The organism is Actinoplanes oryzae, assembly GCF_030757795.1.
Classification (GTDB): Bacteria; Actinomycetota; Actinomycetes; order Mycobacteriales; family Micromonosporaceae; genus Actinoplanes.
The window spans coordinates 12,730-39,727 of record NZ_JAUQWH010000015.1; the positions used below are offsets into that span (position 1 = coordinate 12,730).

The 26,998-nt window shown below is 70.7% G+C and carries 22 protein-coding genes and 2 tRNA genes; 14 read left to right on the plus strand and 10 right to left on the minus strand.

Going from position 1 to position 26,998, the window contains the following annotated elements; translation table 11 throughout:
* Positions 1–20: 20 nt before the first annotated feature.
* Entirely contained in the window at positions 21–263 is a 243-nt protein-coding gene (locus RBH18_RS07795) for a mycoredoxin (protein ID WP_306205282.1), read from the minus strand.
* An 80-nt stretch (positions 264–343) separates the two neighbouring features.
* Here RBH18_RS07795 and RBH18_RS07800 point away from each other — a divergent pair, with 80 nt between their 5' ends.
* The 3 genes from RBH18_RS07800 to RBH18_RS07810 all read left to right on the plus strand — a co-directional run bounded on the left by RBH18_RS07800 (position 344) and on the right by RBH18_RS07810 (position 3,633).
* Complete coding sequence (locus tag RBH18_RS07800; protein WP_306205283.1) at positions 344–2,464, plus strand: ATP-dependent DNA helicase UvrD2; 2,121 nt, start codon at positions 344–346, stop codon at positions 2,462–2,464.
* A 223-nt stretch (positions 2,465–2,687) separates the two neighbouring features.
* Positions 2,688–3,134 carry a hypothetical protein gene (locus RBH18_RS07805; protein WP_372338884.1) on the plus strand — a complete coding sequence of 149 codons (447 nt, stop codon included), beginning with the start codon at positions 2,688–2,690 and terminating at the stop codon, positions 3,132–3,134.
* Positions 3,135–3,270: 136 nt separating this feature from the next.
* Positions 3,271–3,633 (plus strand): WhiB family transcriptional regulator, encoded by a 363-nt coding sequence (locus RBH18_RS07810; RefSeq protein WP_306205284.1) that lies wholly within the window; start codon positions 3,271–3,273, stop codon positions 3,631–3,633.
* Positions 3,634–4,071: 438 nt separating this feature from the next.
* On the opposite strand, the gene RBH18_RS07815 is transcribed toward RBH18_RS07810, so the two are convergent.
* From RBH18_RS07815 to RBH18_RS07825, 3 genes are all read right to left on the minus strand, one after another.
* Complete coding sequence (locus tag RBH18_RS07815; RefSeq protein ID WP_306205285.1) at positions 4,072–5,418, minus strand: ABC1 kinase family protein; 1,347 nt, start codon at positions 5,416–5,418, stop codon at positions 4,072–4,074.
* Between the two features lie 168 nt (positions 5,419–5,586).
* Complete coding sequence (locus RBH18_RS07820) at positions 5,587–6,924, minus strand: hypothetical protein (protein WP_306205286.1); 1,338 nt, start codon at positions 6,922–6,924, stop codon at positions 5,587–5,589.
* 231 nt (positions 6,925–7,155) lie between these two features.
* Positions 7,156–7,317 carry a DUF5679 domain-containing protein gene (locus RBH18_RS07825; protein WP_015625326.1) on the minus strand — a complete coding sequence of 54 codons (162 nt, stop codon included), beginning with the start codon at positions 7,315–7,317 and terminating at the stop codon, positions 7,156–7,158.
* Positions 7,318–8,091: 774 nt separating this feature from the next.
* Here RBH18_RS07825 and RBH18_RS07830 point away from each other — a divergent pair.
* A complete protein-coding gene (locus RBH18_RS07830; RefSeq protein WP_306205287.1) occupies positions 8,092–8,625 on the plus strand; it encodes a M48 metallopeptidase family protein in 534 nt (177 codons plus the stop codon).
* A 27-nt stretch (positions 8,626–8,652) separates the two neighbouring features.
* Positions 8,653–9,249, plus strand: coding sequence for a hypothetical protein (locus RBH18_RS07835; protein WP_306205288.1), 597 nt, complete (start codon positions 8,653–8,655; stop codon positions 9,247–9,249).
* A gap of 10 nt (positions 9,250–9,259) precedes the next feature.
* Here RBH18_RS07835 and RBH18_RS07840 read toward each other — a convergent pair whose 3' ends face one another.
* Positions 9,260–10,504 carry a zinc-dependent metalloprotease gene (locus RBH18_RS07840; RefSeq protein ID WP_306205289.1) on the minus strand — a complete coding sequence of 415 codons (1,245 nt, stop codon included), beginning with the start codon at positions 10,502–10,504 and terminating at the stop codon, positions 9,260–9,262.
* 90 nt (positions 10,505–10,594) lie between these two features.
* Here RBH18_RS07840 and RBH18_RS07845 point away from each other — a divergent pair, with 90 nt between their 5' ends.
* The 3 genes from RBH18_RS07845 to RBH18_RS07855 all read left to right on the plus strand — a co-directional run bounded on the left by RBH18_RS07845 (position 10,595) and on the right by RBH18_RS07855 (position 14,923).
* A complete protein-coding gene (locus tag RBH18_RS07845; protein ID WP_306205290.1) occupies positions 10,595–11,623 on the plus strand; it encodes a YlbL family protein in 1,029 nt (342 codons plus the stop codon).
* 54 nt (positions 11,624–11,677) lie between these two features.
* Positions 11,678–14,692: a UPF0182 family membrane protein gene (locus RBH18_RS07850; protein WP_306205348.1), complete on the plus strand. Its 3,015-nt coding sequence runs from the start codon at positions 11,678–11,680 to the stop codon at positions 14,690–14,692.
* A 157-nt stretch (positions 14,693–14,849) separates the two neighbouring features.
* Positions 14,850–14,923, plus strand: a tRNA-Met gene (locus tag RBH18_RS07855).
* A 189-nt stretch (positions 14,924–15,112) separates the two neighbouring features.
* On the opposite strand, the gene RBH18_RS07860 is transcribed toward RBH18_RS07855, so the two are convergent.
* Together RBH18_RS07860 and RBH18_RS07865 are read right to left on the minus strand one after the other, a co-directional pair.
* The gene (locus tag RBH18_RS07860; RefSeq protein WP_306205291.1) at positions 15,113–16,927 is read right to left on the minus strand and encodes a magnesium transporter MgtE N-terminal domain-containing protein; all 1,815 of its coding nucleotides are present in this window, start codon (positions 16,925–16,927) and stop codon (positions 15,113–15,115) included.
* A gap of 599 nt (positions 16,928–17,526) precedes the next feature.
* On the minus strand, positions 17,527–18,387 hold the full coding sequence (locus RBH18_RS07865) for an LLM class flavin-dependent oxidoreductase (RefSeq protein WP_306205292.1): 861 nt from the start codon (positions 18,385–18,387) through the stop codon (positions 17,527–17,529).
* A 94-nt stretch (positions 18,388–18,481) separates the two neighbouring features.
* Between RBH18_RS07865 and RBH18_RS07870 the strand changes: the two genes are divergently transcribed.
* The gene (locus RBH18_RS07870; RefSeq protein WP_306205293.1) at positions 18,482–19,123 is read left to right on the plus strand and encodes a LysR family transcriptional regulator; all 642 of its coding nucleotides are present in this window, start codon (positions 18,482–18,484) and stop codon (positions 19,121–19,123) included.
* On the opposite strand, the gene RBH18_RS07875 is transcribed toward RBH18_RS07870, so the two are convergent.
* Complete coding sequence (locus RBH18_RS07875) at positions 19,109–19,630, minus strand: hypothetical protein (protein ID WP_306205294.1); 522 nt, start codon at positions 19,628–19,630, stop codon at positions 19,109–19,111. The genes RBH18_RS07870 and RBH18_RS07875 overlap by 15 nt on opposite strands.
* 101 nt (positions 19,631–19,731) lie before the next feature.
* Between RBH18_RS07875 and RBH18_RS07880 the strand changes: the two genes are divergently transcribed.
* Positions 19,732–21,879 (plus strand): MMPL family transporter, encoded by a 2,148-nt coding sequence (locus RBH18_RS07880; RefSeq protein ID WP_306205295.1) that lies wholly within the window; start codon positions 19,732–19,734, stop codon positions 21,877–21,879.
* Here the strand turns inward: RBH18_RS07880 and RBH18_RS07885 are convergent.
* Complete coding sequence (locus RBH18_RS07885; RefSeq protein WP_372338885.1) at positions 21,869–23,068, minus strand: TerC family protein; 1,200 nt, start codon at positions 23,066–23,068, stop codon at positions 21,869–21,871. The genes RBH18_RS07880 and RBH18_RS07885 overlap by 11 nt on opposite strands.
* Positions 23,069–23,199: 131 nt before the next feature.
* On the opposite strand from RBH18_RS07885, the gene RBH18_RS07890 reads away from it, so the two are divergent.
* Positions 23,200–23,901 carry an RICIN domain-containing protein gene (locus RBH18_RS07890; protein WP_306205296.1) on the plus strand — a complete coding sequence of 234 codons (702 nt, stop codon included), beginning with the start codon at positions 23,200–23,202 and terminating at the stop codon, positions 23,899–23,901.
* On the opposite strand, the gene RBH18_RS07895 is transcribed toward RBH18_RS07890, so the two are convergent.
* On the minus strand, positions 23,849–24,634 hold the full coding sequence (locus RBH18_RS07895) for a pentapeptide repeat-containing protein (RefSeq protein WP_306205297.1): 786 nt from the start codon (positions 24,632–24,634) through the stop codon (positions 23,849–23,851). The genes RBH18_RS07890 and RBH18_RS07895 overlap by 53 nt on opposite strands.
* A 92-nt stretch (positions 24,635–24,726) precedes the next feature.
* Between RBH18_RS07895 and RBH18_RS07900 the strand changes: the two genes are divergently transcribed.
* From RBH18_RS07900 to RBH18_RS07910, 3 genes are all read left to right on the plus strand, one after another.
* Positions 24,727–25,722 carry a lamin tail domain-containing protein gene (locus RBH18_RS07900; RefSeq protein WP_306205298.1) on the plus strand — a complete coding sequence of 332 codons (996 nt, stop codon included), beginning with the start codon at positions 24,727–24,729 and terminating at the stop codon, positions 25,720–25,722.
* 50 nt (positions 25,723–25,772) lie between these two features.
* Positions 25,773–25,846 (plus strand) — tRNA-Met (locus tag RBH18_RS07905).
* A gap of 465 nt (positions 25,847–26,311) precedes the next feature.
* Positions 26,312–26,995, plus strand: a complete 684-nt coding sequence (locus tag RBH18_RS07910; RefSeq protein WP_306205299.1) for a nucleotidyl transferase AbiEii/AbiGii toxin family protein — start codon at positions 26,312–26,314, stop codon at positions 26,993–26,995.
* The last annotated feature ends 3 nt before the right edge of the window (positions 26,996–26,998 follow it).

Here is a 26,998-nt window from a genome sequence, read left to right on the forward strand (position 1 = left end):
CCAGCGCCCGAGCCGGGTCTTCAGGCGCTGGCCGCGGCCAGGTGCTCCTTGACCTGCACGATCGACGGGTTGGTCATCGTGGTGCCGTCGTCGAACTTCATCGTGGGGACGGTCTGGTTGCCGCCGTTGACGCTCATGACGAAGGTGGCGGCGGCCGGGTCCTGCTCGATGTCGATGACGTCGTACGCGATGCCTTCCCGGTCGAGCTGCGACTTGAGCCGGTGGCAGTAACCACACCAGGGCGTCGAGTACATGGTCAGCATCGGTCTGGTCCCTTCGAAGAAGTCACATGGCACTGTGCCATCCCGTGAAACGACCGGCGACGGTGTCATGATTCCCGGTTGTGACAGCGGAACGTGTTCTTGCCGGGCTCGACCCCGACCAGCGTAAGGCGGTGACCGCGCCCGCGGGGCCGGTCTGCATCCTGGCCGGGGCCGGAACAGGTAAGACACGGGCTATTACCCACCGGATCGCCTATCGCACTCTTTCGGGCGAGATCAGTCCCCGGCACGTCCTCGCGGTGACCTTCACCGCACGGGCCGCCGCCGAGATGCGCGCCCGGCTCACCGAGCTGGGCGCCGGGCGGGTGCAGGCGCGCACGTTCCATGCCGCCGCGCTGCGCCAGGTGCGCTACTTCGCGCCCCGGTTGCTGCAGGGCCGCGCGATGCCCGAGCTCGTGGAGAGCAAGGCCCGGCTGGTCGCCCTCGCGGCGACCCGCGCCGGTCTGCGCGCCGACCGCACCGTCGCCCGGGACCTGGCCGGCGAGCTCGAGTGGGCCAAGTCGTCCCTGGTCGAGCCCGGGGAGTACGCCGTGGCGGCCACCAAGGCGCTCCGCGAGCCCCCGGCGGACGTGGCGAAGGTCGCCGAGATCTTCGCCGCCTACGAGGAGCTGAAGCGGCAGCAGGGCGTCATCGACTTCGAGGACCTGCTGCGGGCCGCGGTCTGGGGCATCGAGGAGCACCCGGACGTCGGCGAGCAGGTCCGCTCCCAGTACAGGCACTTCGTCGTCGACGAGTACCAGGACGTCAACCCGCTGCAGCAGCGGCTGCTCGACGCGTGGCTCGGCGGGCGCGACGACCTGACCGTGGTGGGCGACGCGTCGCAGACGATCTACTCGTTCACCGGGGCCACGTCGTCGTACCTGATCGACTTCCCCCGGCAGCGCCGCGAGGCCGTCGTGGTGCGGCTCACCCGGGACTACCGCTCCACGCCGCAGGTGGTCGGGCTCGCCAACGCCGTCATCAAGCAGGCCCGCGGCACCGAGGCGAAACTGCGCCTCGAGCTGGTCGGCCAGCGCAAGCCCGGACCCGAGCCGGATCTCAAGATCTTCCCGGACGAGCCGGCCGAGGCCGCTGCCGTGGCGCGCCGGTGCAAGGAACTGCTCGCGGCGGGGACCCCGGCGAGTGAGATCGCGATTCTGTTCCGGGTGAACGCGCAGTCGGAGGCGTACGAGGAGGCTCTGGCCGAGGCCCAGGTGCCCTATGTCGTGCGGGGCGCCGAGCGGTTCTTCGAGCGGACCGAGGTGCGGCAGGCGATGGTGGCGCTGCGGGCGGCCGTACGGTCGACGCCCGGCGAGACCCCCCTGGTGGAAGCGGTGGTCGACGCCCTCGCGGCGACCGGGTGGTCCCGCTCGCAGCCCCCGCCGGGCGGTGCGCAGCGTGAGCAGTGGGAGGCACTCGCCGCCCTGGTCACGCTTGCCGAGGAGTACGCCCGGAGCCCCGTCGTGGAGCCGATAGGCCAGGCGGGCGCGGTGCAGCGGGACGTGACACTCGCCGCCTTCACCGAGGAGCTGGCGCGCCGGGCCGAGCAGCAGCACGCGCCGACCGTGGAGGGCGTGACGCTCGCCTCGTTGCACTCCGCCAAGGGGCTGGAGTGGGACGCCGTGTTCCTGGTCGGGCTCGCTGACGGCACGCTCCCGACCGCGTACGCGAAGACCCCCGAGCAGCTCGAGGAGGAGCGCCGCCTGCTCTATGTCGGCGTCACCCGGGCGAGGGAGTGGCTCTGGCTGTCGTACGGGCAGCTGCGGGGCAACGGCGGCCGGACCAGGCGGCCGTGCCGGTTCCTGCCCCAGCTCACCGACACGCGGCACCGCACCTTCGAGAAGGCGGGCGCGGCCGGCAGTCAGAAACCCGTCAACCGGCGCGTGGTCATCGTGTCGTGCCGGGTGTGCGGCACCACGCTGCTCAACGGCACCGACCGCAAGCTGGGCCGCTGCGCCACCTGCCCGTCCGACCTGGACGAGGAGCTGTTCGAGCGGCTGACCGCGTGGCGCGCGCGGACCGCGGCGGAGCAGAAAGTCCCTGCGTACGTCGTCTTCACCGACGCGACGATCGTGGCCATCGCCGAACGGCGCCCCACCACGCCGCCGGAGCTGCTGGCCATCGCGGGGATCGGGCCCCGGAAGCTGGGCCAGTACGGCGAGGCGGTCTTCGCCCTCGTGGAAGGGGCTGTGGGCGGCGCCTGACGGGGCACCGCGGCGGCCCGCTTCGTGAGACCCTGTGGGGGCGCGTCGCCCGGCTCTTCGAGAGGCGCGTTGCGGGATCCGGAAAAGTTTGAAAACTGGGCCGTTAATTCGTTTGCCTCGCCCCGGCGGAGCGCATAGCCTCAGTTCACACCTGGTCGAGCGGCCTGCTCACCAGGGACAACGATCGAGTGCACCACCAACACGGAGAAGGGAAGTGAACACGATGAGGCTCATCACCACGATCGAGCGTCCGTCGGCGTCGCTGCCGTTCTCCGCGTGCGCTCCGTCCGCGTCGTGGCTGCCGGTCTCCCCGGTCGCCGTGCTGCCGGCTGCCGCCCCCGTGGCGCTTCCGGTGGTCGAGCGGGCCCAGGTCTCCTCCGTGGAGATCCTGGCCGCCGAGCGGGCTCCGGTCTCCTCCGTGGAGATCGTGGCCGCGGAGCGGGCTCTCGTTGCAGGGGCGCACCAGGTCTCCGACGTCTACCAGGCCCCGGTCCAGGCCGAGCTGGGTCAGGAACTGGCGATCGTCGGCGGCGGCTCCTACGGCGGCGGCATCAGCACCACGGGCACCAATGGCACCACCGGGTTCAAGGGCAGCAATGGCTTCGACCTCGCGATGAAGCGTCGCACGGGAGATGCCCGCGGTGTCCCGCCTCGAGGAAGGCCGGTCTGATCGACTCAGACCTCCGGCTCACCTCGAGGCCGCGGAACCCGTAACCGGGATCCGCGGCCTTAATTTTTTGCCGGCCTACCCGCCGGCACGGAAAACGATCCACCAGATCGATTCAAGAGAGAGGTGACCGGGCTTTATGAGTCTGGCGCTGGCTTCGCTCGACGTGACCGTCGAGATCGAGGCGAACCTGCCCTGTCGGAAGTTCGACCCGGACCTGTGGTTCTCGGACTCCCCGGCCCAGCTGGAGCTGGCCAAGTCGCTCTGCGGGGACTGCCCGCTGCGCGTCGAGTGCCTCGCCGGCGCGGTCGAGCGGGCCGAGCCCTGGGGAGTCTGGGGCGGCGAGATCTTCGAGCGCGGAGCCGTCGTGCCCCGCAAGCGGCCCCGCGGCCGCCCGCGCAAGGTCGACGTCGCGCGCGACGCCGAGCTCGCGGTCGAGGTGGAGGAGCGGCTCGCGGCCACCGGCCTCGAGTCCCGCAACTCGGTCCGCCTGGCGGCCTGACATGACCACCGTTCCCCAGTCCCTAGTGAAGAAGCCGGAAACCGAGATGTCGCTGAACGGAGCCCCGAAGGTGAAACTCATCCAAGAAGCGCTGGCCCGTGCCCGAATGCGTCGGCCTCAGGCCGACCACACTCCTGAGGCACACCGTCCCGCTCGCCAGGTAGCCATGGAGGCCCGTCACCGGGCCGCGCGCGAACTGGGCGGACGCTACTGATCCTTACCCCCTGTCGAGAGACCCCGTCCGTGGCGCCCGCCGCGGGCGGGGTCTCCGCCGTCTGACCTCTCCCGGCGCCCTCACGTCCCACGGCCTGCCGGCTCGCGCTGCTGCACGCCGCTCCGCCGACCCCCACCCCCTGGACCTGGCGGAGTGGTCACGCGACACGTACGGCCGGTCCGCCCTCTTGCCGCCGCTGCTTCCGTCGGCGCGGTCGCCTCCGCTCAGGCGACGGGCGCGAAGCCGGGCAGCCACTTCTCCAGGATCGCGCGGTAGGGCGCCTTGGCCTCGAGCTGGCAGAGAACGCCGATCGAGCCGAGGGTGACCCGGTGGATGAGCAGGTAGGACGGGGGCAGGTTGAGCTTGCGGCTCAGCTGGAAGCCGGGGGAGCGCGGGCTCGACAGGCGCGTGGCCTCGGCGCGGATCCAGCTGCGCGTGAAGCGGAACTCGTCGGCGGCGACCGGCGCGAGCATGGGGAGCAGGAAGTCGAGCACGCCCTGGGCGTCGAGGTCGTCGTCCTGGCGGATGAAGCCCTCCTCGCGCAGCCCGTCCGCGACCCCGGCGGCGTCGCCCTCGAGGGCCAGCCGGACCAGGCGGCCGATGGGCTCGGGATGCCCGTCGGGCAGGCGGGCCACGGCGCCGAAGTCGATGACCCCGAGCCGGCCGTCGGGCAGGATCCGGAAGTTGCCGGGGTGCGGGTCGGCGTGCAGCAGCCCGGCCCGCGCGGGCGCGGAGAAGTGCAGGACAGCCATGAGCCGGCCGGCCTCGTCGCGCTCCGCCTCGGTGCCGTCGCTGATCACGCCGGCCAGCGGCCGGCCCTCGACCCACTCCGAGACCAGCACCTTGGGCGCGGACGCCACCACGCGCGGGACGAAGATCTCGGGATCACCGGCGAACGCGGCGGCGAAGGCCTTCTGGGTCTCCGCCTCCATCGCGTAGTCGAGCTCCTCGGTCACCCGCTCCCGCAGCTCGGTGAGCAGCGGCTTCATGTCCATGCCGGGCTGGATCACCTTGAACATCCCGGCGAGCCGCCCGAGCTGCTTGAGATCCGCGATCAGCGCCTCCCCGGCGCCCGGATACTGGATCTTGACCGCGACGGGCAGCGTCTTCGGCTTCGCCCCCTTGCGGGACGGCGGGAGCTTCCACACGGCCCGGTGCACCTGGCCGATGCTGGCGGCCGCGGCGGGGATGTCGTCGAACTCGGCGAACTTGTCGCGCCAGTCCGGACCCAGCTGCTCGGCCAGCGCCTTGTGCACGCTCGCCGTGGGCATCGGCGGGGCGGCCTCCTGAAGCTTGGTGAGCGCCTGGCGGTAGGGGCCGGCCATCTCCTCGGGCATGGCCGCCTCGAACACGCTCAGGGCCTGGCCGAACTTCATCGCCCCGCCCTTGAGCTGCCCGAGCACGCTGAACAGCTGCTCGGCGGTGCGCTGCTGGATGTCGGCGGAGATGACGTCGGTCGCGATGCCGGTGACCCGCTTGCCCAGCCCGAGCACGGTGCGCCCGGCGAAGCCGAGCGGCAGCGCAGCGAGCTTGGCTGTCCGGGACGCCGCACGACGCGGTATATCGCTCACCAGATCATTGTGACCGACATGACGGCGATCGACCTCCTCGACTGCGGGCACTGCCCGATCGCTCGCCCGGTATCCCCGCATTGCACCTCCTCTGTCGTTTTTGCTCATGCCCACCGCCGGCAGCGGGTGCGACCGGCGGCGCGATGCGAGGCGCTGGAGTCTTCTCCGTCACAGCCGGCGGCGGGGTGCGGCGCACGCGCAGTGGGGGTGGGCTGCCCAGCTGCGGCGGCGGACGCGGCCCGGGGACCAGATCTCGATCTCGGCGCCGAGCGACTCGGGCTCGCCGCCGTCGAGGAACATCAGGGCCTCGGCGACCACATGGCCGACCGCGGCCCAGGCGCCGGCCACGCTGAGCGGCTCCTGCCCGGGGCGCTGGTTGGGCACGGCGTAGGGGTCGTCCATGGCCGTGTGCCCGTTCGGCCACACGGCGGGCGGCGGCGGGCTCCCGACGACCTGAGCCGGCCCGCGAGCGTCCGGCGGGCTGTCGACGGGCCGGTCCTGCATCGGGATCGGTGGCGGCGGCTCGTCGGAGAACCGGGCGGAAGCGGGGACAGGTGACGCAGAGGCGCCCGGGGGTGGCATCGCATCCGGATCGGAGCGGCTCGGTGCGGGGACGGGACGGGCCGTCGAGAAGGGCGGGAGGAGGCGGAGGGCTTCGCTCGTGCGCTGGTTGCGATGCAGGACCAGGCAGTTGAGGCAGGGACGGCCGGTGGCGGGGACCAGCGGCCCGATCACGGTGATGGCCTCGCGGACGGCGACCGGGAGGTAGGGCCGGCGGCGCTGGAGGTGGGCCAGGGCCAGCAGGGCGACGGGCTTGTCGGGGGCGAACTGGACGATCAGGGAGGCGTTGCCGCCGCGGATCGCCCGGATGTCGGTGCCGGGTGCGGCCGCCTCGACGGCCTCGGGGACGGCCGTGACGCGGGGCGTGCCCACGGCGGCCGCGGGAAGGGGAGCGGTGATGCGATCCTCGTCGGTGACCGTGCCCGAGAGGTCGGCGTGGACGTGGCCGACGCCCGCCTGGGCGAGGGCGACCGCGACGCCGGCGGCGAGGCGGCTGCGGCCGGCGACGACGACCTTGGCCTGGTGGCGCTTGCGCAGCAGGGAGGCGGGGCTGGCGGTCAGGCCGCGGGAGGGCGGGCGGCGGCTCAGCCGGGGCGGGCGCAGGGCCAGGGCGGTGGCCTCCCCCGACAGGAGGCGCCGGCCGGCCACGTCGAGGGTGGGCGGAAGGAGCCGCTGGGCCGGGACGACGAGGCCGGCCTCGTGCAGGACGTCGAGGAGCGTCGTGGCCTCGGTCAGGGAGATGCCCATGTCGGCCGCGGCCTGCACGATCGCCCGCTCGGGGCGGGTGCCGTCGAGGAGGTCGAGCAGGTGGGCCACGACAGGGTCGGGGAGATCGACGAGGACGGCATAGGCGGGATCGAGCCCCAGCTGCAAGGTGTGCACGCCGCGCCAGATGCGCGGGAGCCCCGGCAGCAGGGTGGGTCGGTGCAGGGAGGGGCGCGTCATGCGTGACACGTTGTCACGTCCGCCGTGCGCGCTGCTTTCGTTGTCCACAGGGCTGCACGGGCTCGTCCTCTGTTATCCACAGGATGTCCCGAGTTATCCACAGGCTGCGGAGTGCGGTGGATAACTACAGGGAGTTGTGATTCGGCTACTTCAATGCCGGCGTGGCGACGGCGGGAGCGATCGATGACCGTTCCCGCCGTCGGCGGTTCCCCGCAAGCTGGGGAGCAGCGATCAGGCCTTGGCCTTGCCCAGGATGCGGTTGACCGTCGTGCCGCAGACCGGGCACTTGCCCTTGGCCATGTTCATGCCGGTCTTCGAGACCTCGACAGTGCCCTGGAAGTCGCGCTTCTCCTTGCACTTCACGCAGTAGCCGTTGTACGTGTTGTCGGCCACGGTTCCTCCTCGTCATGTTGTCGGCCGGGTCGGCCCGGTGCCTCGGTTGCGATCGGATCGGCGACCTCGACCGCTTCCAGGCGTGTTCGCGGCGGCAGCCGCGATTCTGTGTTCGGCGCTGGACCGCTCCGCGACCAGCGGATATGGCCACCCCGCCAGGGGCGGACACTACCCACGTCCGGCCCTTTCCATGTCAGCGCGGCGTCGGCGGTGTCGTCGACGTCGTGAGTTTGCCCGCCCGGATGACCCATATCGGGCAGATTGGGGTGGACACGCCGACGAATTACTTCAGAACGGCAGGAAAGGGACTTCCGGGACACCGCGCAGGGCGAATTTCGGGCGTTCTGCGGCGACTTGGGCGCCAGACGTGCTTCTCCGGGCGGCGTGACTCGATGTGGCGTATCTCATGGTGGCTTTTGCCGGATTTCCGCAGCCGGGCTGGTCGGGCCGGCGGGGGGAGGCAAGGAGCGCGAGGCGTGACCTTCGAGGGTCATGATCGGCGAATGGCGAAGGCGATTCACGCGAAAAAGATCATGGAGAGGCGCCCGGGGCAAAAGAGGATCTTGGTTGTCCTGGGGCGGTTGGGGGTATCGCCTATGACGGGTTAGCCTGGGTCCGACCGGCCCTGTGTTGCGCTCGTGGAAAATATTTTCGGATTTTACGGGACGTTGCTCACATTTAGGGCGCGTGTCATTTGCCGTACCCTTGCGGCGACCTGGGCCCGACCGATTAACGTCGCAATGTGAAGCCGAGTCTGGGCTGCGCGAGCCGGTAATGGCCAGGACGCGCAAGCCTGTCGTCGAAGTGCGGCGCAGTCAGCGTCGCCGTCGCACGGTGTCCGCGTACCGGGAGGGCGAGCGGGTCGTCGTCCTCATCCCCGACCGCTTCTCGCGCGCCGAGGAGTCCGAGTGGGTCGCGCGGATGCTCGCTCGCCTGGCCGCCCGTGAGGAGCGCGTGCAGCGCACGGACAGCGAGTTGCTGATCCGGGCCCGCAGGCTGATCACCCGCTATCTGCCCGATCACGAGAGCCGTGTGCACCCGGCCAGCGTGCGATGGGTCACCAACCAGAACGGCCGCTGGGGGTCGTGCACCCCGGACGACGCGACCATCCGGATCTCGCACCGGATCCAGGAGATGCCGGACTGGGTCATCGACTACGTGCTCCTGCACGAGCTGGCCCACCTGGTCGTCCCGAGCCACAGCGCCGCCTTCTGGGAGCTCGTCAGCCGCTATCCGAAGGCGGAACGCGCCCGCGGCTACCTCGAGGGCATCTCGGCGGCCACCGGCCTGGTCCTCGCCGACGACTGACCGGGCGGACGGAGCTAGCCTGCTGGGGTGACCAGACGAGTCGTGGTGGCCCTCCTGACGCCGGTGACCTGGAGTCCGCCGGGCGTCGACCTGGCGAAGTGGCGTGCCGCCCTGGCCGAGGACGTCGTCGACCTGCTGGCCCGGCTCGCGGAGGCGCAGCCGGCCATCGCGGCCGTGCGGGACGATCTCGCGCTGGCGGAGGAGATCGCCTGGCCGGGCACGCCGATCTACGAGGTCCCGACGGCCACCGTGCTGCCGGTGCTGCGCCGGGCGGCCGAGGAGGGTTTCGACCAGGGCGCCGTGCTCGCCGCCGACGCCGCCGACCTGCCCGGGATGATCCTGGGCAAGCTGCTCCGGCCGCTGGGCAGCAAGCCCGTCGCCGTGGCCCCCGCCGGCCGGGACGGCGGCCTGCTCGCGGTCGCCGCGAACCTGCCCGCCCCGGCCTGGCTGGCCGACCTCGACCTCGACACGGCCACCCCGATGACGGCCCGGCGGGGCGCACCCCAGCCCAGCCTCATCGAGTCGACCCCCGAGTGGCGGCGCCTGCGCGGCCCGGCCGACCTCGCCACCCTCGACATGGCCCTCGAAGGCTGGGAGAACACCCGCACCCTGCTGGGCGGCTGACCGGCCGGCCCTACTTGGCGTCGTTGCCGTCGCCGTCGCCGTCCAGCCCCTCCAGCTCGGAGATGTCCCAGTCGTTCGTGGCCGTGGCGAACTTCTGCGGGTCGGCGAAGTCCTCGTCCGTCGGCAGCAGGTCGGGGTGCTCCCAGAGCGCGTCGCGCCCCTGCACGCCGCGGGCCTCGGTGACCGCCACCCACAGCGCGCCCGCCTCGCGCAGGCGGCGCGGGCGCAGCTCCAGGCCGACCAGCGCGGCGAACGTCTGCTCGGCGGGCCCACCCGCGGCCCGGCGCCGGCGGAACGCCTCGCCCAGCTGGACCACCGACGGCAGGCGGTCGCCCGCGGCCAGGTCGACGACGTGGCCGACCCAGCCCTCGACCAGCGCGAGCACGGTCTCGAGGCGGGCGAGCGACGCCTTCTGCTGCGGCGTGTCCTCGGGCGTGAAGATGCCCTCGAGCGCCATGGCCTGCATCGACTCGGGATCGCTCGGGTCGACGCGGCTCATCGCCTCCTCGATCGCCTCGCGGTTGACCGTGATGCCGCTCGCATAGGTCTCCACCGCGTTGAGCACGTGCGCCCGGAGCCAGGGCACGTGCTGGAAGAGGCGCTGGTGGGCGGCCTCGCGCAGGGCGACGTAGAGCCGGACCTGGTCCTCGGGGATCTCGAGGCCGTCGCCGTAGGTCTTGATGTTGGCCGGGATCAGCGCGGCGGTGCCGGCCGGGCCGAGCGGGAGACCGATGTCGCCCGCCGAGAGGACCTCCGCGGCGAGCTGGCCCAGCGCCTGGCCGAGCTGGCCGCCGAAGAGCGCGCCGCCGAGCGTGGCGACCATCGACTGCATCGGGCCGAGCTGCGCGCGGGCCTCCTCGGGCACGAGGTCGCCCATCGCGCCGACCATGCGGCCGGCGATCGGGTCGCAGAGCTTTTTCCACACGTCGAGCGTGTTGTAGACCCACTCGTTGCGGTTCCACGCTGTCGCGTCGCGGATGCCGGAGGGCATCGCGGACGCCGGGTCGAGCCACAGGTCGGCGAGGCGCAGGGCCTCGGTGACGGCGCTGTGCTCATACATGCTCACCGCGGGGTCGCCGGTCGCGCTCAGCTGGCTGGCCGCCACCTGGCGGGCCAGATCCCAGTTGACCGGGCCACTTCCGGGCGCGGCGAACATCTGCTGCAGCTGATTCATGAACTGCTGCATCTGCTGCGGGTCGGAGGGATCGGGCGGCTGGGCGCCCGGCAGGCTGAAGCCGAACGGGATATCAGGCACGTCCTCAACCGTACGCGCGTCAAGCCCGCAAATGCGCCATGCCGGTGTCAGCTCAGAGAGAACTCAGGGACGGTTGGTACGGTCACGCGCATGAGACGTCGCGGTGTCACCGTCATCCTCGGCGCCCTGATCACCGCACTGCTGGCAGTCGGAGTCATGGCCTTCCCCCTGCCCTACGTCGTGCTCAAGCCCGGTCCGACCGTCAACACGCTCGGTTCGGACAACGGCAAAGAGGTCATCCAGGTGACGAAGGCGCAGACCTCCACCAGCGCGGGGCAGCTGCGGCTGACCACCGTCGGGGTGCAGCCGAGCGTCGAGCTGGTGTGGGCGATCCGGGGCTGGTTCAGCGACGAGCAGGCGGTCGTGCCGCGCGACCTCATCTATCCGCCGGACCAGAGCGAGCAGCAGACCGAGCAGCAGAACGCCGAGGAGTTCAAGTCCTCGCAGACCAGTGCCGAGACGGTCGCGCTGCGCGAGCTCGGTTACCCCATCCAGACGTACGTGACGGAGGTCGCAGCCGACGGCGCGGCGACCGGGGTCCTGCAGAAGGACGACGTCATCACCGCCGTCGACGGCACCGAGGTCACCAGCCCCGAGAAGCTCACCGAGCTGGTCCAGGCCAAACCCGCGGGCACCGCGCTGACCGTCACCTATGCGCGTGGCGGCAAGTCCGCGACCGCGAAGATCACGACCAAGGCGGCCGAGGACGGCAAGACCCCGCGGATCGGCGTCTCGATCGACAAGAAGCAGCCGCACCCCTTCACCGTCGCGATCGACCTCGACGAGATCGGCGGCCCGAGCGCCGGGCTCATGTTCACGCTGGGCATCATCGACAAGCTCAAGCCCGAGGACCTCACGGGCGGCAAGATCATCGCGGGTACGGGCACCATCGACGACGAGGGCAACGTCGGCCCGATCGGCGGCATCCCCCAGAAGCTGGTCGGGGCCAAGCAGGCCGGCGCCCAGATCTTCCTCGTGCCCGCCGACAACTGTGCCGAGGCTCTCAAGAACTCCGTCGACGGCCTGCCGATGGCGCGGGTGGCGACGGTGGACGACGCCCTGACCGCGCTGAGCACCTTCACGTCCGGAGGCACCCCGAAACCGTGCACGGCCTCCTGAAGCGGTCGCAACACCCTAGAGTGATACACCGGTCCTGATTTTGTGGGGTTCACGTTGGTCATGCGTAACAGTCCTCTGCCGAGGATGAGCCGGCGCGGTCGCGTGACCGTCGGCGTCCTCGTAGGGGTATTCCTCTTATTCACGCTGCTCGGCTGGGGCATCGACAAGTACACCGACTACCTGTGGTTCGAGGAGGTCGACAAGACCTCCGTCTTCACGGGTGTGCTGGTGACGCGGCTGCTGCTGTTCCTGGCGGTCGGCCTCGCCGTGGCGCTGGTGATCGTGGCGAACCTGTACCTCGCGTACAGGCTGCGTCCCCTGCTGCGCCCGCACTCCGCCGAGCAGGCCACCCTCGAGCGCTACCGGATGGTGATCCAGCCGCGCTTCGGCACCTGGATCGCCGTCGTCGGCATCGTCATCGGCTTCTTCTCCGGCCTCTCCGCGCAGAACCGCTGGAAGGACTGGATGCTCTTCCAGAACTCCCAGCCCTTCGGCGTCGAGGACCCGCAGTTCAAGGTGGACGTGGGCTTCTACGTCTTCGAGTACCCGATGCTGCGCTACCTGCTCGGCGTCGCCTTCACCGCGATCGTGCTCTCCGTCATCGGGGCGCTCGCCGTGCACTACGTCTTCGGCGGCGTGCGCCTGCAGGGCGTCGGCGACCGGATGACCGCGGCGGCCCGGGCCCACCTGACCACGCTGGTCGCGGTCTTCGTGCTGCTCAAGGCGGTCGCCTACATCCTCGACCGGCGGGCCCTGCTGCTCGAGCAGCACGTCGCGCCCAACCTCTACGGCGCCGGCTACACCGACGTCAACGCGCTGCTGCCGGCCAAGGAGATCCTGGCGTACATCTCGATCGTCGTCGCGATCGCGATCATCGTCTTCTCCAACGCGGTCATGCGCAATCTGGTGTGGCCCGGTGTCTCGCTGGCGCTGCTCGCGGTCTCCGCGGTCGCGATCGGCGGCATCTACCCGCTCGCGGTGCAGAACTTCCAGGTCAAGCCGAGCCAGGCGGACAAGGAGGCGCCGTACATCGAGCGGTCCATCGCGGCGACCCGGGCCGCCTTCGGGCTGGCGGACACCAAGACCACGGCGTACAACGCCGACGTCGTCACGCCGCCGTCGAACCTCGCGGCCAACAGCAGCGCGCAGAACGTGCGCGTGATCGACCCGCAGCTGGTCTCCGAGGCGTTCACGCAGAGCCAGCAGGTCCGTGGCTTCTACGACTTCGGCCCGAAGCTCGACGTCGACCGCTACACCATCGCGGGCAAGACGCAGGACTACGTGGTCGGTGTCCGCGAGATCAACGACCAGGCGCTCACCGAGCAGCAGCAGAACTGGCTCAACCGCCACACCACCTACACCCACGGGTACGGGCTCGTGGCGGCCCCCGCCAACACCAGCTGCGGTGGTCTGCCGGTCTTCGTCTCGGGCTCGCTCGGCTCCACGGGCACGGCCACCAACTGCGCCTCCTCGTCGACCGACCAGATCAAGGTGGACCAGCCGCGCATCTACTACGGCGAGCAGTCCACCGAGTACGCGATCGTGGGCCAGACCGACGAGAACAAGAAGGTCGAGTTCGACCGTCCGCAGCCCAACGACGCGAACGCCGAGCAGCGCTACACCTACGACGGCAAGGGCGGCGTGCCGATCGGCTCGTTCTTCCGCCGGCTCGTCTTCGCGATCAAGAACACCGAGAGCAACTTCGTGCTGTCGGACGCCGTGAACGACAACTCGCGGCTGATGTACGTACGGGATCCGCGCTCGCGCGTCGAGAAGGTCGCGCCGTTCCTCACCATCGACGGCGACCCCTACCCGGCCGTGGTGGACGGGCGCATCACGTGGATCCTCGACGGCTATACGACGTCGGCGAGCTACCCGTACTCGCAGCGGATCAACCTGCAGGAAGAGACCACCGACGAGCTCACGGGCACGGGCACCTTCGCCCTGGCCCGCGACAACATCAACTACATGCGCAACTCGGTGAAGGCGACCGTCGACGCGTACGACGGCACGGTCACCCTCTACGAGTTCGACGACCAGGACCCGGTGCTCAAGGCGTGGAACAAGGCCTTCGGCGGCGACCTGATCAAGCCCAAGGCGGAGATCCCCGCGTCGCTCGAGGCGCACTTCCGCTACCCGGCCGACATGTTCAAGGTGCAGCGCAACCTGCTCACGCGCTTCCACGTGACGCAGCCCGGTGACTTCTACTCCGGCAACGACTTCTGGGCGGTGCCGAACACGCCCGACGGGTCGGAACAGAGCAAACAGCCACCGTTCTACCTCAACGTGCAGCTGCCCAAGCAGGACAGCACCCGGTTCCAGCTGACGTCCGCGGTCACCCCGAACAACCGGGACAACCTCGCGGCGCTCATCTCCGGCTCGTACGTGGACGGGAAGCCGCAGCTGGAGATCTTCGAGCTACCGGACGAGACGGCCATCCCCGGACCCGCCCAGGTCCATCAGCGGATGACCAACAACGCCACGGTCAGACCCGAGCTCAACCTGCTGCAGACCAACAACCAGGCCCAGGTCCTGTACGGCAACCTGATCTCGCTCCCGGTCGGCGACGGCATGCTCTACGTCGAGCCCGTCTACGTGAAGAGCGGTCAGAACGCCAACGCGGCGCCCCTGCTGCAGAAGGTCCTGATGTCGTACGGCGACGGCGGCAAGTACGTCGTCCTGGCCGACACCCTGGCCGAGGGTCTCGAGCAACTCGTCGCCCAGGGCAAGAGCCAGGCGCCCGCGACCAACAATCCCGGCCAGACGGGCACCACACCCCCGGCGACGGGCACCAACCCGCAGCTGACCGGTGCCCTGGCCGACGCGGCGACGGCGCTCGACAAGGCCATCGCGGACGTGAAGTCGGCACAGCAGGCGGGTGACTGGACCCGGTGGGGCCAGGCGATGGCCGCCCTCGACACGGCGATCAACAACTTCCAGAACGCCCGGAACGCGGCCGGCACCCAGGCCACGCCCTCGGCGGGACCGTCCGCCCAGCCGTCGGCCCCGGCCTCCACGCCGGCGTCGCCCGCGGCCTCGGCACCCACGCCGGCGGCCAGCGGAGGCTGAGCACCCTCCTCGAGTACGCGAAGCGGCCCGTCGGAACCCCGGCGGGCCGCTTCCGCATCCTGACCTGCTGCTCGACAGGTTGCCGACGCATGTGGGCCACGTTACGGGGGCCCGTTTTGCAGCCGACGAGCCCCGCGAGGTAGGGTTTACCTACCGACGCGGGGTGGAGCAGCTCGGTAGCTCGCTGGGCTCATAACCCAGAGGTCGCAGGTTCAAATCCTGTCCCCGCTACGTAGGTGGTAGGCCCTGTCCGCAGCACACACCGCTGCGGACAGGGCCTACTTCGCATTTGCCCTGGGGGGCCGAGCCCCCCAGACCCCCACGGTGCGGTGGCCACTGTGAGGGGGATGGTTGCGCTGGGTGGGTGGGGGCGCGTTCGCTTCGCTCCGCGGGTGGGGGTCTCGGCGGTCACGTGATCTGTCAGGCCGACGCGAAATGGGAAGGATAGAGCGTTCGTACGTCGACCGGTTGGCCGGCCTCCATGGCCACGCGCGCGCGCAACGCTGTGCCCGAGTCCATCTGCGCCCGCGCTGTTGCCGCCATCTCGGGACTAAGCAGTTCGAACACTGCTTCCGCCTTCTCGCGGCTTGCTCCCGCTAGTCTGAAAGCCGCCTGATGCGCGGGCTGTGTTGTGAGCATGGCGGCCAGAGGCCGCGGTGCTACCGCGGCCAGAATGGCCAGGGCCGAAGTTATGGGGACGCGGTTCAACGCGGTGTTCGCTTCGTCGGAAGACATTTTCTCCAACAACGCCGCCGCACGCGGCACCGGCAGCCGGGCCAGAACAGCACCGATCTCATGCGGTCCGATCGCCCGCAACAGCTCGGCTGCTTCCTGTGCGTCGTTCATCCCGGCCACCAATTCGGCTGTGACATCGGGCTCCAGAGCGGCGAGGAATTCGTCGGTCAGGTCCGGGCCCATCACCTTCATCAGACCGGTCACGCGCTGCGGCAGCCCAGCCAGCAGTTCCGTCATACGATTCGGCTCCATCGCGGCCAGCAGCGTCGCGAGCGCGTCGTCCGACGGAAACGCGGCGAGCGTCCTCCGCGCCTGCGGAAGCTCCATCAGTTCCAGCGTCAGCAACGCTGTTCTCGATGACTTCACCAGGGCGAGTAGGGAGCCGGCTCGCTTGGGGGCGGTCGACGTCAGGATCGCGGCGAGACGGTCCGGCTTCATGGCGGACAACACGCCAGAGGCTACACCGGAGTCCAGGGCGGCCAGATGGTCAGCGGCGACATGTGCCTGCATAGCACTCAGCGCGGTCGCCGCCCTGTCCTGGGCCAGGCAAGCCAGCAACGCCGCCGCTCTGGGCCGCTCAATTGCGCTGAGCCCGTCGGCGATCCAGCTCGTGTCCTTGACTTGTCGCAGAACGTCGGCCGACCAGCCGTCGTCGGCGTTAGACAGGACAGCTGCGAGTTGTGTCGAGTGAATGACAGCGATCATCTCAGCAGCACGGTCGAGGGGCACTCTGGGCAGCAGCCTGCACAGAATGTCTGCGTGCATGGCGTTCAGCAAGTCCGCCGCGGCTTCGAGGTCTGCGGTGGCCAGCAGTGTGGCAGCTCGCTGGGCATCCATCTCGGCGAGCGCTGGGACTGCCCGGGTGACGTCCATCTCGGCGATGAGCAACGCCGCCTGTTCCGGCGTCATCGGGTTCAGGGCTGCCGCCACCCACGCGGGATCTTCCACCGTCGTGAGGATCTCAGCCGCGCGCGCCCGGTCGGTCTGCAGCAAGACAGGCACGGCACGTTGCGGATCCAGTGTGCCGAGGGCCCGCGCCCGCTGAGCTAGCGGCATCCTCAGCAAAGCTTCCGCCGCGGCCTGCGGTGCCAGAGCCAGCAGGCTTCTCGCCGCTCGATTCGATGAGGGGATGGCGTCGGCGGAAGTCGGCGGTGGCTCCACGGTCAGGACGGGCGGCCGGCGGCGGAGCTGCCACACCCGGTGTCGTGCCCGAGTCCATTCCACCAGCTGATGGCTCGGAACTCCGCAGGCCTTCGCGAGGAGGTAGACCACCTCTCCGCTAGGCAAGATCCGGCCCGACTCCGCGTTGCCGATGGTGCTGTGAGGCACTCCGCTGAGGACAGAAAGTTCCCGCAGCGTGGGCGCGCGGCCCGGACGGGAGCCCTTTGCGTTCATCCGAAGTAGGGTCAGCTGCTGGGCCAGGTCTTCCAACGATCGCACCGACGTGGGTTCGGGCTGGCGGAATGCATCCTGGTCGAAGAGCGATGCGGCATCCGACATGGTCCGATGATGACCGACGCCATCCCATTCTGTCCCATGTTTTCTCATCCGGGGCAGGGGGGCACCGGTTGCTTCGGCTCTGTCCGTGAACCCTGCCGCAGGGATTCCCTTCGTGCTGTCCTTCTCGGACACGTTGCGTACAAGACGCGGCCCGACGGGGAGAGCACGATGCAGAACGAAGAAGGAAGACGCGCGACGTCGTCTTCACAGCGCCGGCCCGTTGCGGGGTGGACTGCCCGGGACCGGATAGTTGCCGTTGCGGCCGGAACCGGCGCAGCGACCGTTGTGACTATCGCCGGACTAGCACTTGCCGATGCGCCGGCAGCCGCCTACGGCGCGGCTGGGGTGGTGGGAGCGAGTGCCCTGACCGCGGTCAGGGTCTATTTGGGGAGAAGCCCTCGTGACCGCCGCCGTTGATCATCCGCAGTGCCAGCAGCACGAGCTTTCTCCGAGGGACAGGCTGTGGCCGTCGGGCCACGCTTCGAGCCGGCGGCCGCTCCGTAGCCCGATCTCACCACCGTTCCGCTGCACGGCATCGGCACGAGCCGGGTCGTGCTGGTCAGTGTCGGGGCAGTCCAGGCACGGACGCGATTCCCTGCTCAGGACAGGACGACCTCCGCCAGGCGGGTGAGTTCGGTGGGGTCGGCCGTGGTGGGGTGGAGGATCAGGTCGTCGGTGCCTATGGCGGCGAAGGACTTGATGGTTTCGCGGAGGTCGGCCGGGCTTGTGGAGATGGTGTCGAGGATCAGCTTCAGCATGGGGTCCGGGGTGTAGGAGCCGTAGTAGGTCGTGACGTTGCGGCGGCTCTCGGCGGGGTTGCCCAGGGCGAAGTAGGCCATGGCGACCAGGCGGGGGGTGCCTTCGCGGCCGGCGGTTCGCCAGGTTGTGCGGGCTGTTTCGAAGGCTTGGGCCAGCATGGGGGCGGGGACGCCGCCGGTGGTGTAGCCGGTGCCCCAGTGGGCCATTCTGGTGAAGGTGGCGGGGACCGTGCCGCCGAAGAGCAGGGGGACCGGGCGGGTGGCGGTGGGGACCGCCGGGTGGGTGCTGCCGGGGGTGGGTTCGCCGCGCCAGACGCGGTGGTAGGTGTCGAGGTCGGCGTCGAGGCGGCGGCCCAGGCCGTGGGGCGGGTAGCCGTCGGCGACGTAGTCGTCCGGGCGGCCGCCCAGGCCGACGCCCACGGTGAGGCGGCCGCCGGAGAGCGCGTCGATGCCGGCCAGTTCCTTGGCCAGTAGGACGGGCGGCCAGACCGGGGTGATCATGATCGTGCTGAAGAGCTCCACCGTCCGGGTCGCGGCGGCCGCGGCGGCGAGGGCCACGGTGTCCATCAGGCCGGGGTACGAGATCCGGCCGAGCGTGCCCACCGAGCTGAAGCCGGCGGCCTCGGCCCGGCGGGCCCAGTCCGGGATCACGGCCGGGTCCATCTCGTGGACCTGGTTGGGGAGTCCCACGCCAATTCGCATGAGCGAAGTCTCGGGCCGGGCGGCCGGCGGCGTCCAAGACCGATTCCGTGGCGGTCTCATGCCGCATCGACATCAGTGGTGGCAGGATCGGGACATGGCTGACGTCGACCTGCGCCGGCTGCGGCAGTTCGTGGCGCTCGCGGAGACGCTCAACTACGGCCGCGCCGCCGAGAGCCTGCACCTCGCCCAGCCGGCCCTGAGCCGCTCGATCGCCGCCTTCGAGCGCGAGCTCGGCGTGCGGCTCTTCGACCGGTCGCGGGCGGGCACGACGCTGACCCCGGCCGGTGAGCTGCTGCGCGACGAGGCCCGTGCGCTGCTGGACAGCTCGGAGACGCTGCACCGGCGGCTGCTGATGGCGGACCGGGCGGGGCTCGGCGTCACGATCGGCTTCCTGCCCGGCACCCTGCTCGCCCCGCTGGTGCGGCACCTGGAGAAGGTGTTTCCGGGCATCCGGGTGGACACCGTGCCGACGTCGCCGGCCGATCAGATCTCCGGGCTGCGGGAGGGCCGCTTCGACGCCAGCATCGCGGTGCGCCCCTTCGACGACGCGGGGCTGACGGTCGTCGACCTCTATGCCGAGCCGCGACAGGTCGTCCTGGCGTCGCTCGCCGCCGGCGCCGGGGAGGCGCAGGTGTGCCTGGTGGTCGAGAGCCGCAGGCGCTCGGCGGTGCTGGAGGAGCTGCTGCGCAACGCCCGGGTCATCGGCGGCGTCTGCACGGTGTCAGCCGAGGGCTGAGAGGGCTGCCTGCAAGCGGCTCCTGCCCAGGGCGGTGGAGGCGCGGATCGCCGGATCGGCCGGGCCGGTGCCAGCGGCCAGCAGCTCCAGCAGCTCGTTCTGACGGCGCATGCAGAAGTCGCCGAGCTCGTCGTCCAGATGGGCGTGCAGGTCGGCGAGGACCCAGGCGGCTTCCCCGGCCGGGGCGTGGAGGGCGTCCTCGATCGTCGCGGCGGCGAACTCGAGCACGATCGTGCGGTCGTCGGGGTCCAGGTCCGGCTCGTCCTCCGGCAGGTGGGGCGCGATCATGGCGAGCAGCTCGCGGGCCGCCGGAAGCTCCGCCATCGGGTCTCCGGCGCCGGCCGCGGCTCGCAGGGCGTCGAGGTGCTCCTCCGGGATCTCGGTCTTGCCCAGCCGGCCGATCGCGACGGCGGCGACGTCGATGGTGTCCGATGCGAGCACCGCCAGGGCCCGGTCGCCGGCGGCGGCCAGCAGGCGGGCGCGCCGGTCGGACTCGTTGACGGTCATCGTTCGTCCTGTCTGTGGTCGAGGCGGCGAAGCGCCACAGTAGCGCCCGGCGATTCGGCTACGCTGGCCTGGTCAAACCCGACCAGATCGGACACCGTGGGATGGCTGCGCTGCTGTACCGGCTCGGGTGGTGGTGTCACCGGCGGCGGGGCCGGGTGGTGGGCGTCTGGGCCGGGCTGGTGCTGCTGGTCACCGGGGCGGCGGTGGCCGGCGGCGGGCACGGGGTGGACAGCTTCTCGATCCCGGGGACGGAGTCGCAGCGGGCGCTCGGGGAGCTGCGCCGGGACCTGCCGGAGGCGGCCGGGGCCGCGCTCACCCTCGTGGTACGCGCCCCCGCCGGCCAGTCGCTCGACAGCGACGGCGTCAAGGCGGCCGTCGCGCGGGTGACGGCGGAGGCGGCGGCTCTGCCCGGGGTGGTGACGGTCGCTGATCCGTACGAGAGCGGGCGCATCGATCGCACGCGTGCCGTCGGCGTGATCGAGGTCCGGTACGCGCACGCCCTCTACGAGCTCACCCGCGCCGAGAGGCAGGCCTTCGACGGGCTGGCGGACGACGGGGTCGAGGTCGTACCCGGCGGGCTGCCCGTGGGCGCGCCGCGGGTGGGCGTACGGGAGCTGGCGGGTCTCGGGGTCGCCGTGGTGCTCCTCGTCGTTCTCGGGTCGCTGGTGGCGGCCGGGGCGACGCTGGTGGCCGCGTGCGCCGGGGTGGCGCTCGGGGCCGGCGGCGTCTTGCTGGCGGCCAAGGTCGTGGACGTGTCGTCGGTGGGCCCGGCGCTGGTGGTGATGCTCGGGCTGGGCACCGGGCTGGCGTTCGCCGTGTTCGTCGCCGCCCGGCAGCGAAGGCTGCTGACCACCGGGCTGCGGGCGCGGCCCGGGGAGACGGCGCCGGCGGTGGGGGAGTCGGTGGCGCGCGCCACCGGGACGGCGGGGCCGCCGGTGCTCGTGGGCGGGGCCATCGTGGTGGTGTCGCTCGGCGGGCTGGCGGTCGTAGGCGTGCCGTTCCTCACGGTCCTCGGGCTCGTCGCCGCCGGGGCTGTGGGGCTCGGTGCCGCGGCCGCGCTGACGCTGTTGCCGGCCCTGCTGAGCATGGCCGGGCCGCGCGTACTGCCGCGGCGGGGAGGACACGCGCGGCCGGGTGACGACGGCGAGGCGGGGGCGCGGTGGGTCCGGGCGGTGCTGCGCTTCCGGGTGCCGCTGCTGGTCGGGCTGGTGCTGGGCATGAGCGCGCTGACCGTACCGGCAAGGGGTCTGCGGCTGGCGCTCCCGGACAACGGCAGCGCGCCGGCCGGGTCGCACCAGCGGATGGCGTACGACCAGATCGCGGCCGCCTTCGGGCCCGGCGCCAACGGTCCGCTGCTGGTCGTGGTGCGCGGGCCGCGGGGCGACGTCGTCTCGGCGCTGACCGGCAGGGTGGTGGCCGCCGTGCGCAAGGTGCACAACGTGAGCGCGGTCGAGGCGGGGCCGGCTGCCGCGGGCGGAACCACCCGCGTGGTGACTGTCACGCCGGTGACCGGGCCCGGGACCGCGGAGACGGTTCAGCTGGTCGGACGCGTGCGGGCGGTTGCCGAGCCGCTGGCCGAGGGCACCGGGAGCGTGGCCGTCACCGGGACGACGGCCGTCGGCGTGGACGTGTCGCGGCGGATGACGGCGGCCCTGCCCGAGTATCTGCTGCTGGTGCTGGGGGTGTCGGTCCTGCTGCTGCTCCTGGCCTTCCGGTCGCTGCTGGTGCCGGTCGCCGCCGCGCTGGGGTTCCTGCTGACGATGGGGGCGACGCTCGGGCTGACCACTTGGTTGCACGGGCCCGGGCCGCTGACCAGTTTCCTGCCGACCGTGCTGGTGGGCGTGCTCTTCGGGCTGGCGATGACCTACGAGGTGTCCCTGCAGTCCCGGGTGCGGGAGCTGGTGCTGCGCGGCGAGGACCCGGTGACGGCCACGGTTGCCGGCGTCGGGCGCGGTGCCGGGACGGTGGCCGTGGCGGGGCTGGTGATGGCGGGCGTGTTCTCCGGCTTCGTGCTGATCGAGGATCCGACGGTCCGCGCGATCGGCTTCGGGCTCGCGGTGGGCGTACTCGTCGATGTGTTTGCCGTGCGGTTGATCCTCGTGCCCGCCGCCATGACGATGCTCGGGGCGCGCGTCTGGGAGCTGCCGCGGTGGCTCGACCGGCTCATGCCGCACGCGGTGCTGGACAGCGTCGACCGGCGTCGCGGCGGCCGGCACGTGGCCCGCCGGGCGGGTCCGGTCAGGGCCTGAAGCAGGTGCCCGCGGCGACGCGCTCGTCGTGCACCCGGTGGGCGCGCTCGAGCAGGTTCATCAGCTCGTCCTCCTGGCGGATCCGGGCCCGGTACTTCTCCGGGAGCTGGCGGATGTTCGCCTCCTCGTTGACCAGCTTGTGGTAGACGTCGTCGCAGTAGTGCGGGTCCTGGTCGATGTCGAGGAACTCGCGGGCGTGGCGGCGCGCCTCGGAGACGTAGGTCCTGGCCCGCCCCTTCGGGCTGAGCAGCGACGCGATGACCGTGATGACCAGCACACCGATGATGAAGCCGAGCGACATGCCGGTGCTGATCTCGATCACGTCGATGTGCTCGCCGCCGTTGATGAACGGCACGTTGTTCTCGTGGAGGGCGTGCAGGATCAGCTTCACGCCGATGAAGGCCAGGATCGCGGCGAGCCCGTAGGACAGGAAGACCAGCCGGTCCAGCAGGCCGTCCAGCAGGAAGTAGAGCTGGCGCAGGCCGAGCAGCGAGAACGCGGTCGCGGTGAAGACGACGTAGACGTTCTGGGTGAGCCCGAAGATGGCCGGGATCGAGTCGAGGGCGAAGAGGATGTCCGTGCCGCCGATGGCCACCATGACCAGCAGCATCGGCGTCATGACCCGCTTGCCGTCCTGGTGGGTGAAGAGCTTGTCGCCGTCGTACTCGTCGGAGGTGCGCAGGAACCGCCGGGCGATGCGGATCACGATGTTGTCGGCGGACCGCTCGTCGTCGTCCTCGCCCTTGAGCAGGTTGCCGGCGGTGATCAGCAGGATCAGGCCGAAGAGGTAGAAGACCCAGGCGAACGAGTTGATCAGCGCGGCGCCCAGGAAGATGAAGCCGGTGCGGGCGATCAGCGAGAAGACGATGCCGAAGAGCAGCACCTTCTGCTGGTCGGCGCGCGGCACCTTGAAGCTGCCCAGCACCACCAGGAAGACGAAGAGGTTGTCGACCGACAGCGCCTTCTCCGTCACGTAGCCCGCGAAGTACTCGGCGCCCATGTCGGTGCCGCCGAAGATCAGCGTGCCGAGGCCGAAGAGCAGCGCGATGCCGACGTAGACCGAGGACCAGATCGCCGCCTCGCGCAGCGTCGGGATGTGCGCCTTGCGGACGTGGAAATAGAAGTCGAAGGCGACCAGGCCGAGGATGGCCACCACGGTCAAGACCCAGACGAGCCCGGACACCTGCATGAAAGGACGCTCCCCGGTCTCGATCGATCGGCGTGATCGGCATCAGTGTAGGTGGTGTGTCCGGGCCAGTTTCCCTGGTGCGCGAGGGAAGAAACACTGCAGCCGGGCAGGGCCGACCGTAGGCTCGCGGCGTGCTCGCCTGGATCCTTCTCTCGCTCGGTGTGCTGCTCGTCATCGCCTGTGCCGTGGTGGCCGTCTGGTTCAAGCGGCGGGCGCCGGAGCCGACCAAATCGCCGGCCCAGCTGTGGACCGAGACGGACCGCTACTACTACGCCGAGGACCTGCCCGAACGCGGCCTCACCCCGGAGGAGGACCGGCGTCCCCTGCTCGTGCTCGGCGCGATGGCGGTGGTCGCGGTCATCGCCCTCGCGGCCGGCGCGACGCTGATGCTGCGCACGGCGGACGACAAACCCACGGCAACTGCGGCGAGTACGCCGTCCGCGTCGCCGCCCCCGCCCGGCTCCCGCATCACGGCCGGCCGGTCCGGCCTCTGCCTCGCGGCGGAGTACTCGGGCGACGGCGCGCCGGTGACCCTGCGCACCTGCCAGGCGACCGCGGTCCAGCAGTGGGAGCCGGCCGGCGACGGCACGATCCGCCTCGGCACCCGCTGCATGGACGTCGCCGGCGCCGAGACCAAGCTCGGCACGATCATTCAGCTGGCGGAGTGCAACGGCAACGCGGCGCAGCTCTTCCGCTTCGAGAACGGCAAGCTGATCAGCGGCCTCAACGGCAACTGCGTCGACGCCCGCTCAGGCCGGGTGGCCGCCGGGGTCGGCGCGGTCATCCAGCGGTGCGCCGCGGTCGGGGACCGGACGTGGGAGCAACTGTCCTGACGGCCGACCTGAGCTGACTCTCCGTCAGGAAGAGCGCGTCCTCCAGGTCGGCCCCGCGCAGATCCGCCCCGCGCAGGTCGGCACCCGTGAAGTCGGCCAGCCGCAGATCGGCGTCGCGCAGATCGGCTCCGATGAGGACGGCGCCCCGGAAACTCGCGCCACGCAGGTCGGCCCCGCGCATCCGGCGCCCGATGAGGTTCGCGCCGCGGTGGTCCGGCTTCCGGGTGCCGGCCCGGGCCAGCTCACTCGCGCGCACGAGCAGCGGGTTGACCTTCCGGCGATGGGCGTCCAGGTCGAGCGCGCCGAGGGCTTCGGGCGTGCCCCCGGTCAGGGCCTCCGTCTCGGCGCGCGCGGCCCGCAGCCGGTCGTGGACCCGGTGCGCGGCGGGCAGGCCGAGCGCCTCGGAGACGTACCAGAGCAGCTCGTGCAGTTGCCGCATGATTGGCAGGGTCGCGAACATCGAGCCGGCCAGCCCCGGCTCCTCCCGCCAGCTGCGCCCGCCGAACGTGACCTGCGTGACCTGCTGCCCGGCCCCGAAGCAGTCGAAGACCACGCACCCGTGAAAGCCCCGCTCGTCCAGCCGCTCATGAATGCCGCACCGGAAGTCGTCGCCCAGGTGGGGGCAGGCCCGCCCGGCGGGCTTGTCGATCGCGAAGTCCGACGACCGAGCGAACGCCGGCGCCACGCAGCACAGCCCGGCGCACCTGCCGCAGTCGGCGCGTAGCTCCATCATCCGCCAACCGTACCGTCGGTGACTCTAAGTGCGTAACGAGGTCGACCGTCCGGCTGAGGCATCTCCGCCGATATGCCTCATACGCTGCAGCAATGATCTCGTTGCCGGCTGCTCGCGCCACCGCGCTCGCCATAACCCTTGGTAGTCTCTCCGCCCTCGCGCCGACGGCCCCCGCCGCGGCAGCCGACGTGCCCACCATCACCGTGCCGGCCAGCCGTCAGGGATACGGACCGATCACCATCACGGGAACGGCCACCCCGGGAGCAACCGTGCACCTCTACGAATCGGCCTACAAATTCCGCGACTTCTACCCGGCGCCGGACTACGACAACGGCGGCTACATCACCACCACCGCCACGAGCGCCGGCCGCTACACGCTCACCCGGATCGTCGACTCGGGCTTCTACTTCTACGTCAAGGTCGACGGCGTCGACTCCGTACAGAAGCCGCTGGCCATGGGCATCGTCCCCACCCTGACCGTCCGCAACTCCGTCGCCACCGTGGCCGCCGACCCCGCCCAGCCCGGCCTCCGCGTCCACGTCCAGCGGCTGTCCGGCACCACCTGGACCGACGTGGCCACGGGCGAAACCTCCGACCCGGCCGCCACCTTCTCGGCCCCGGTCGCCGCATCGGGTTCCTACCGCGCGGTCATCGACGCGGACACCGACAACAACCTCCTCCGCGGCACCTCCCCGACGGTGACCGTCGGATCCGCGGCGCCCCCGGCCCCCGCCGCGCCGGCCGCCGGCTCGGTGCAGTTCACAAAGATCCAGTACGCCGCGAAGGACGAGTGGGTCCGCATCACCAACAAGACCAAGGCAACGATCGACCTCAAGGGCTGGAAGATCCGCGACGCCGCCCGGACCACCTACACGTTCACCACCAGCTACAAGCTCGGCGCCGGCAAATACATGTACGTCCACACCGGCAAGGGCACCAACGGCAAGCCCGACGTCAAGCACCGCTACTGGAACCGCCCCGCCGCAGTCTGGAACAACGCCGGCGACACGGCGACCCTGCTCGCCGCGACCGGCAAAACGATCGACACATGCAAGTGGGGCAAGGGCTCCGGCACCACGTACTGCTGACCCCCGGATTGGGACCCAACACCCACCCCGTGCTAGCTTTACTGAGCCGACGCGGGGTGGAGCAGCTCGGTAGCTCGCTGGGCTCATAACCCAGAGGTCGCAGGTTCAAATCCTGTCCCCGCTACGTAGGTGGTAGGCCCTGTCCGCAGCACACTTCGCTGCGGACAGGGCCTACTTCGCATTTGCCCTGGGGGGCCGAGCCCCCCAGACCCCCACGGTGCGGTGGCCACTGTGAGGGGGATGGTTGCGCTGGGTTGGTGGGGGGCGCGTTCGCTGCGCTCCGCGGTCGGTAGTCAGGCGCTGAAACCCGGTATCCCCTCGGTCGTCGGCCGCGAAGGCGAATAGCGGGCTGCCGGGGGTGCCGCCACTGAGCAGCCTGGGCGGCGTGTGTCGTTCCGTCCGGTTGCCGGCGGTGCGAGAAGACCTCGCGCAGGAGGTCGGCGGTGGCGGAGCTAGGTGATCTGGGCCGCGGAGAAGGTCCACGTGCGTGGCTTGGTGGCGAGCTTGGAAACGGCCTCCGGAAGCTACTGACGCCTGTGGTGTCAGCTTGGCGGGGCAAGTAACAAGGGTAGTTACTTGGCGTACAGATTTGACACTGCTCCCCTTCAGCTATGGCGTCATCGAACGGCGCGGCAAGTGGACGCTCACCTACGATCACAGCTTCGGCGGCGACACTGGTGCCCTGCAAAGCAAACTGGACCTGAATCCGCCGCCCTGGCTGCCGCCGGTACTGCGCGGATGGCAACCCCTGCCCATTCACACCCGGTACGGGCTACCTGCTCTACCTCAGCTTCAGGTGATCCGCCTAGAGGAGAACATCGCCGAGAAGATCGCCCGTCTGAATCGCGCCACCCCCGCCCGCGACATGTATGACCTGCGCTGGGTCATGATCAACACCCCCATCACCGGCAAACTGGACCACGCCCTCATTCGCCGTCTCGCCATCCTCAAAATCTGGGTCGACGCCAACGGTCTCCACGCCGGCGACACCTACTGGAAGCCAGGCCACGAAGGCCCCGCCTTCAACCCGACGAAGTGGCTCCGCGACCGTGGCGTGGGCGAGTTCGACGAACAGGACATCGGAGCGCTCGCCGTCCCCACCCCCACCGCGGCCGAGTTGTCGGAGGCCCTTTACACCCATTTCAGGTTCCTCGCCGACCTCGACGACGACGAACGACTCCTCGCCCAGGCTCGTGAGCAAGACCGTCCTGTCGCGCTACGCGCACTGGCCGCCCTGCCCGGCGGCCGACTGGCCGACACCAGCCTGTACTGAGTC

What these genes read in the sequence shown, in the direction of transcription:
- RBH18_RS07795 (WP_306205282.1), bottom strand. Translation starts at nt 263, where the DNA reads ATGCTGACCATGTACTCGACGCCCTGGTGTGGTTACTGCCACCGGCTC.
- RBH18_RS07805 (WP_372338884.1), top strand. Translation starts at nt 2,688, where the DNA reads ATGAGGCTCATCACCACGATCGAGCGTCCGTCGGCGTCGCTGCCGTTC.
- RBH18_RS07810 (WP_306205284.1), top strand. Translation starts at nt 3,271, where the DNA reads ATGAGTCTGGCGCTGGCTTCGCTCGACGTGACCGTCGAGATCGAGGCG.
- RBH18_RS07820 (WP_306205286.1), bottom strand. Translation starts at nt 6,924, where the DNA reads ATGACGCGCCCCTCCCTGCACCGACCCACCCTGCTGCCGGGGCTCCCG.
- RBH18_RS07830 (WP_306205287.1), top strand. Translation starts at nt 8,092, where the DNA reads ATGGCCAGGACGCGCAAGCCTGTCGTCGAAGTGCGGCGCAGTCAGCGT.
- RBH18_RS07845 (WP_306205290.1), top strand. Translation starts at nt 10,595, where the DNA reads ATGAGACGTCGCGGTGTCACCGTCATCCTCGGCGCCCTGATCACCGCA.
- RBH18_RS07860 (WP_306205291.1), bottom strand. Translation starts at nt 16,927, where the DNA reads ATGTCGGATGCCGCATCGCTCTTCGACCAGGATGCATTCCGCCAGCCC.
- RBH18_RS07865 (WP_306205292.1), bottom strand. Translation starts at nt 18,387, where the DNA reads ATGCGAATTGGCGTGGGACTCCCCAACCAGGTCCACGAGATGGACCCG.
- RBH18_RS07870 (WP_306205293.1), top strand. Translation starts at nt 18,482, where the DNA reads ATGGCTGACGTCGACCTGCGCCGGCTGCGGCAGTTCGTGGCGCTCGCG.
- RBH18_RS07875 (WP_306205294.1), bottom strand. Translation starts at nt 19,630, where the DNA reads ATGACCGTCAACGAGTCCGACCGGCGCGCCCGCCTGCTGGCCGCCGCC.
- RBH18_RS07880 (WP_306205295.1), top strand. Translation starts at nt 19,732, where the DNA reads ATGGCTGCGCTGCTGTACCGGCTCGGGTGGTGGTGTCACCGGCGGCGG.
- RBH18_RS07885 (WP_372338885.1), bottom strand. Translation starts at nt 23,068, where the DNA reads ATGCAGGTGTCCGGGCTCGTCTGGGTCTTGACCGTGGTGGCCATCCTC.
- RBH18_RS07895 (WP_306205297.1), bottom strand. Translation starts at nt 24,634, where the DNA reads ATGATGGAGCTACGCGCCGACTGCGGCAGGTGCGCCGGGCTGTGCTGC.
- RBH18_RS07900 (WP_306205298.1), top strand. Translation starts at nt 24,727, where the DNA reads ATGATCTCGTTGCCGGCTGCTCGCGCCACCGCGCTCGCCATAACCCTT.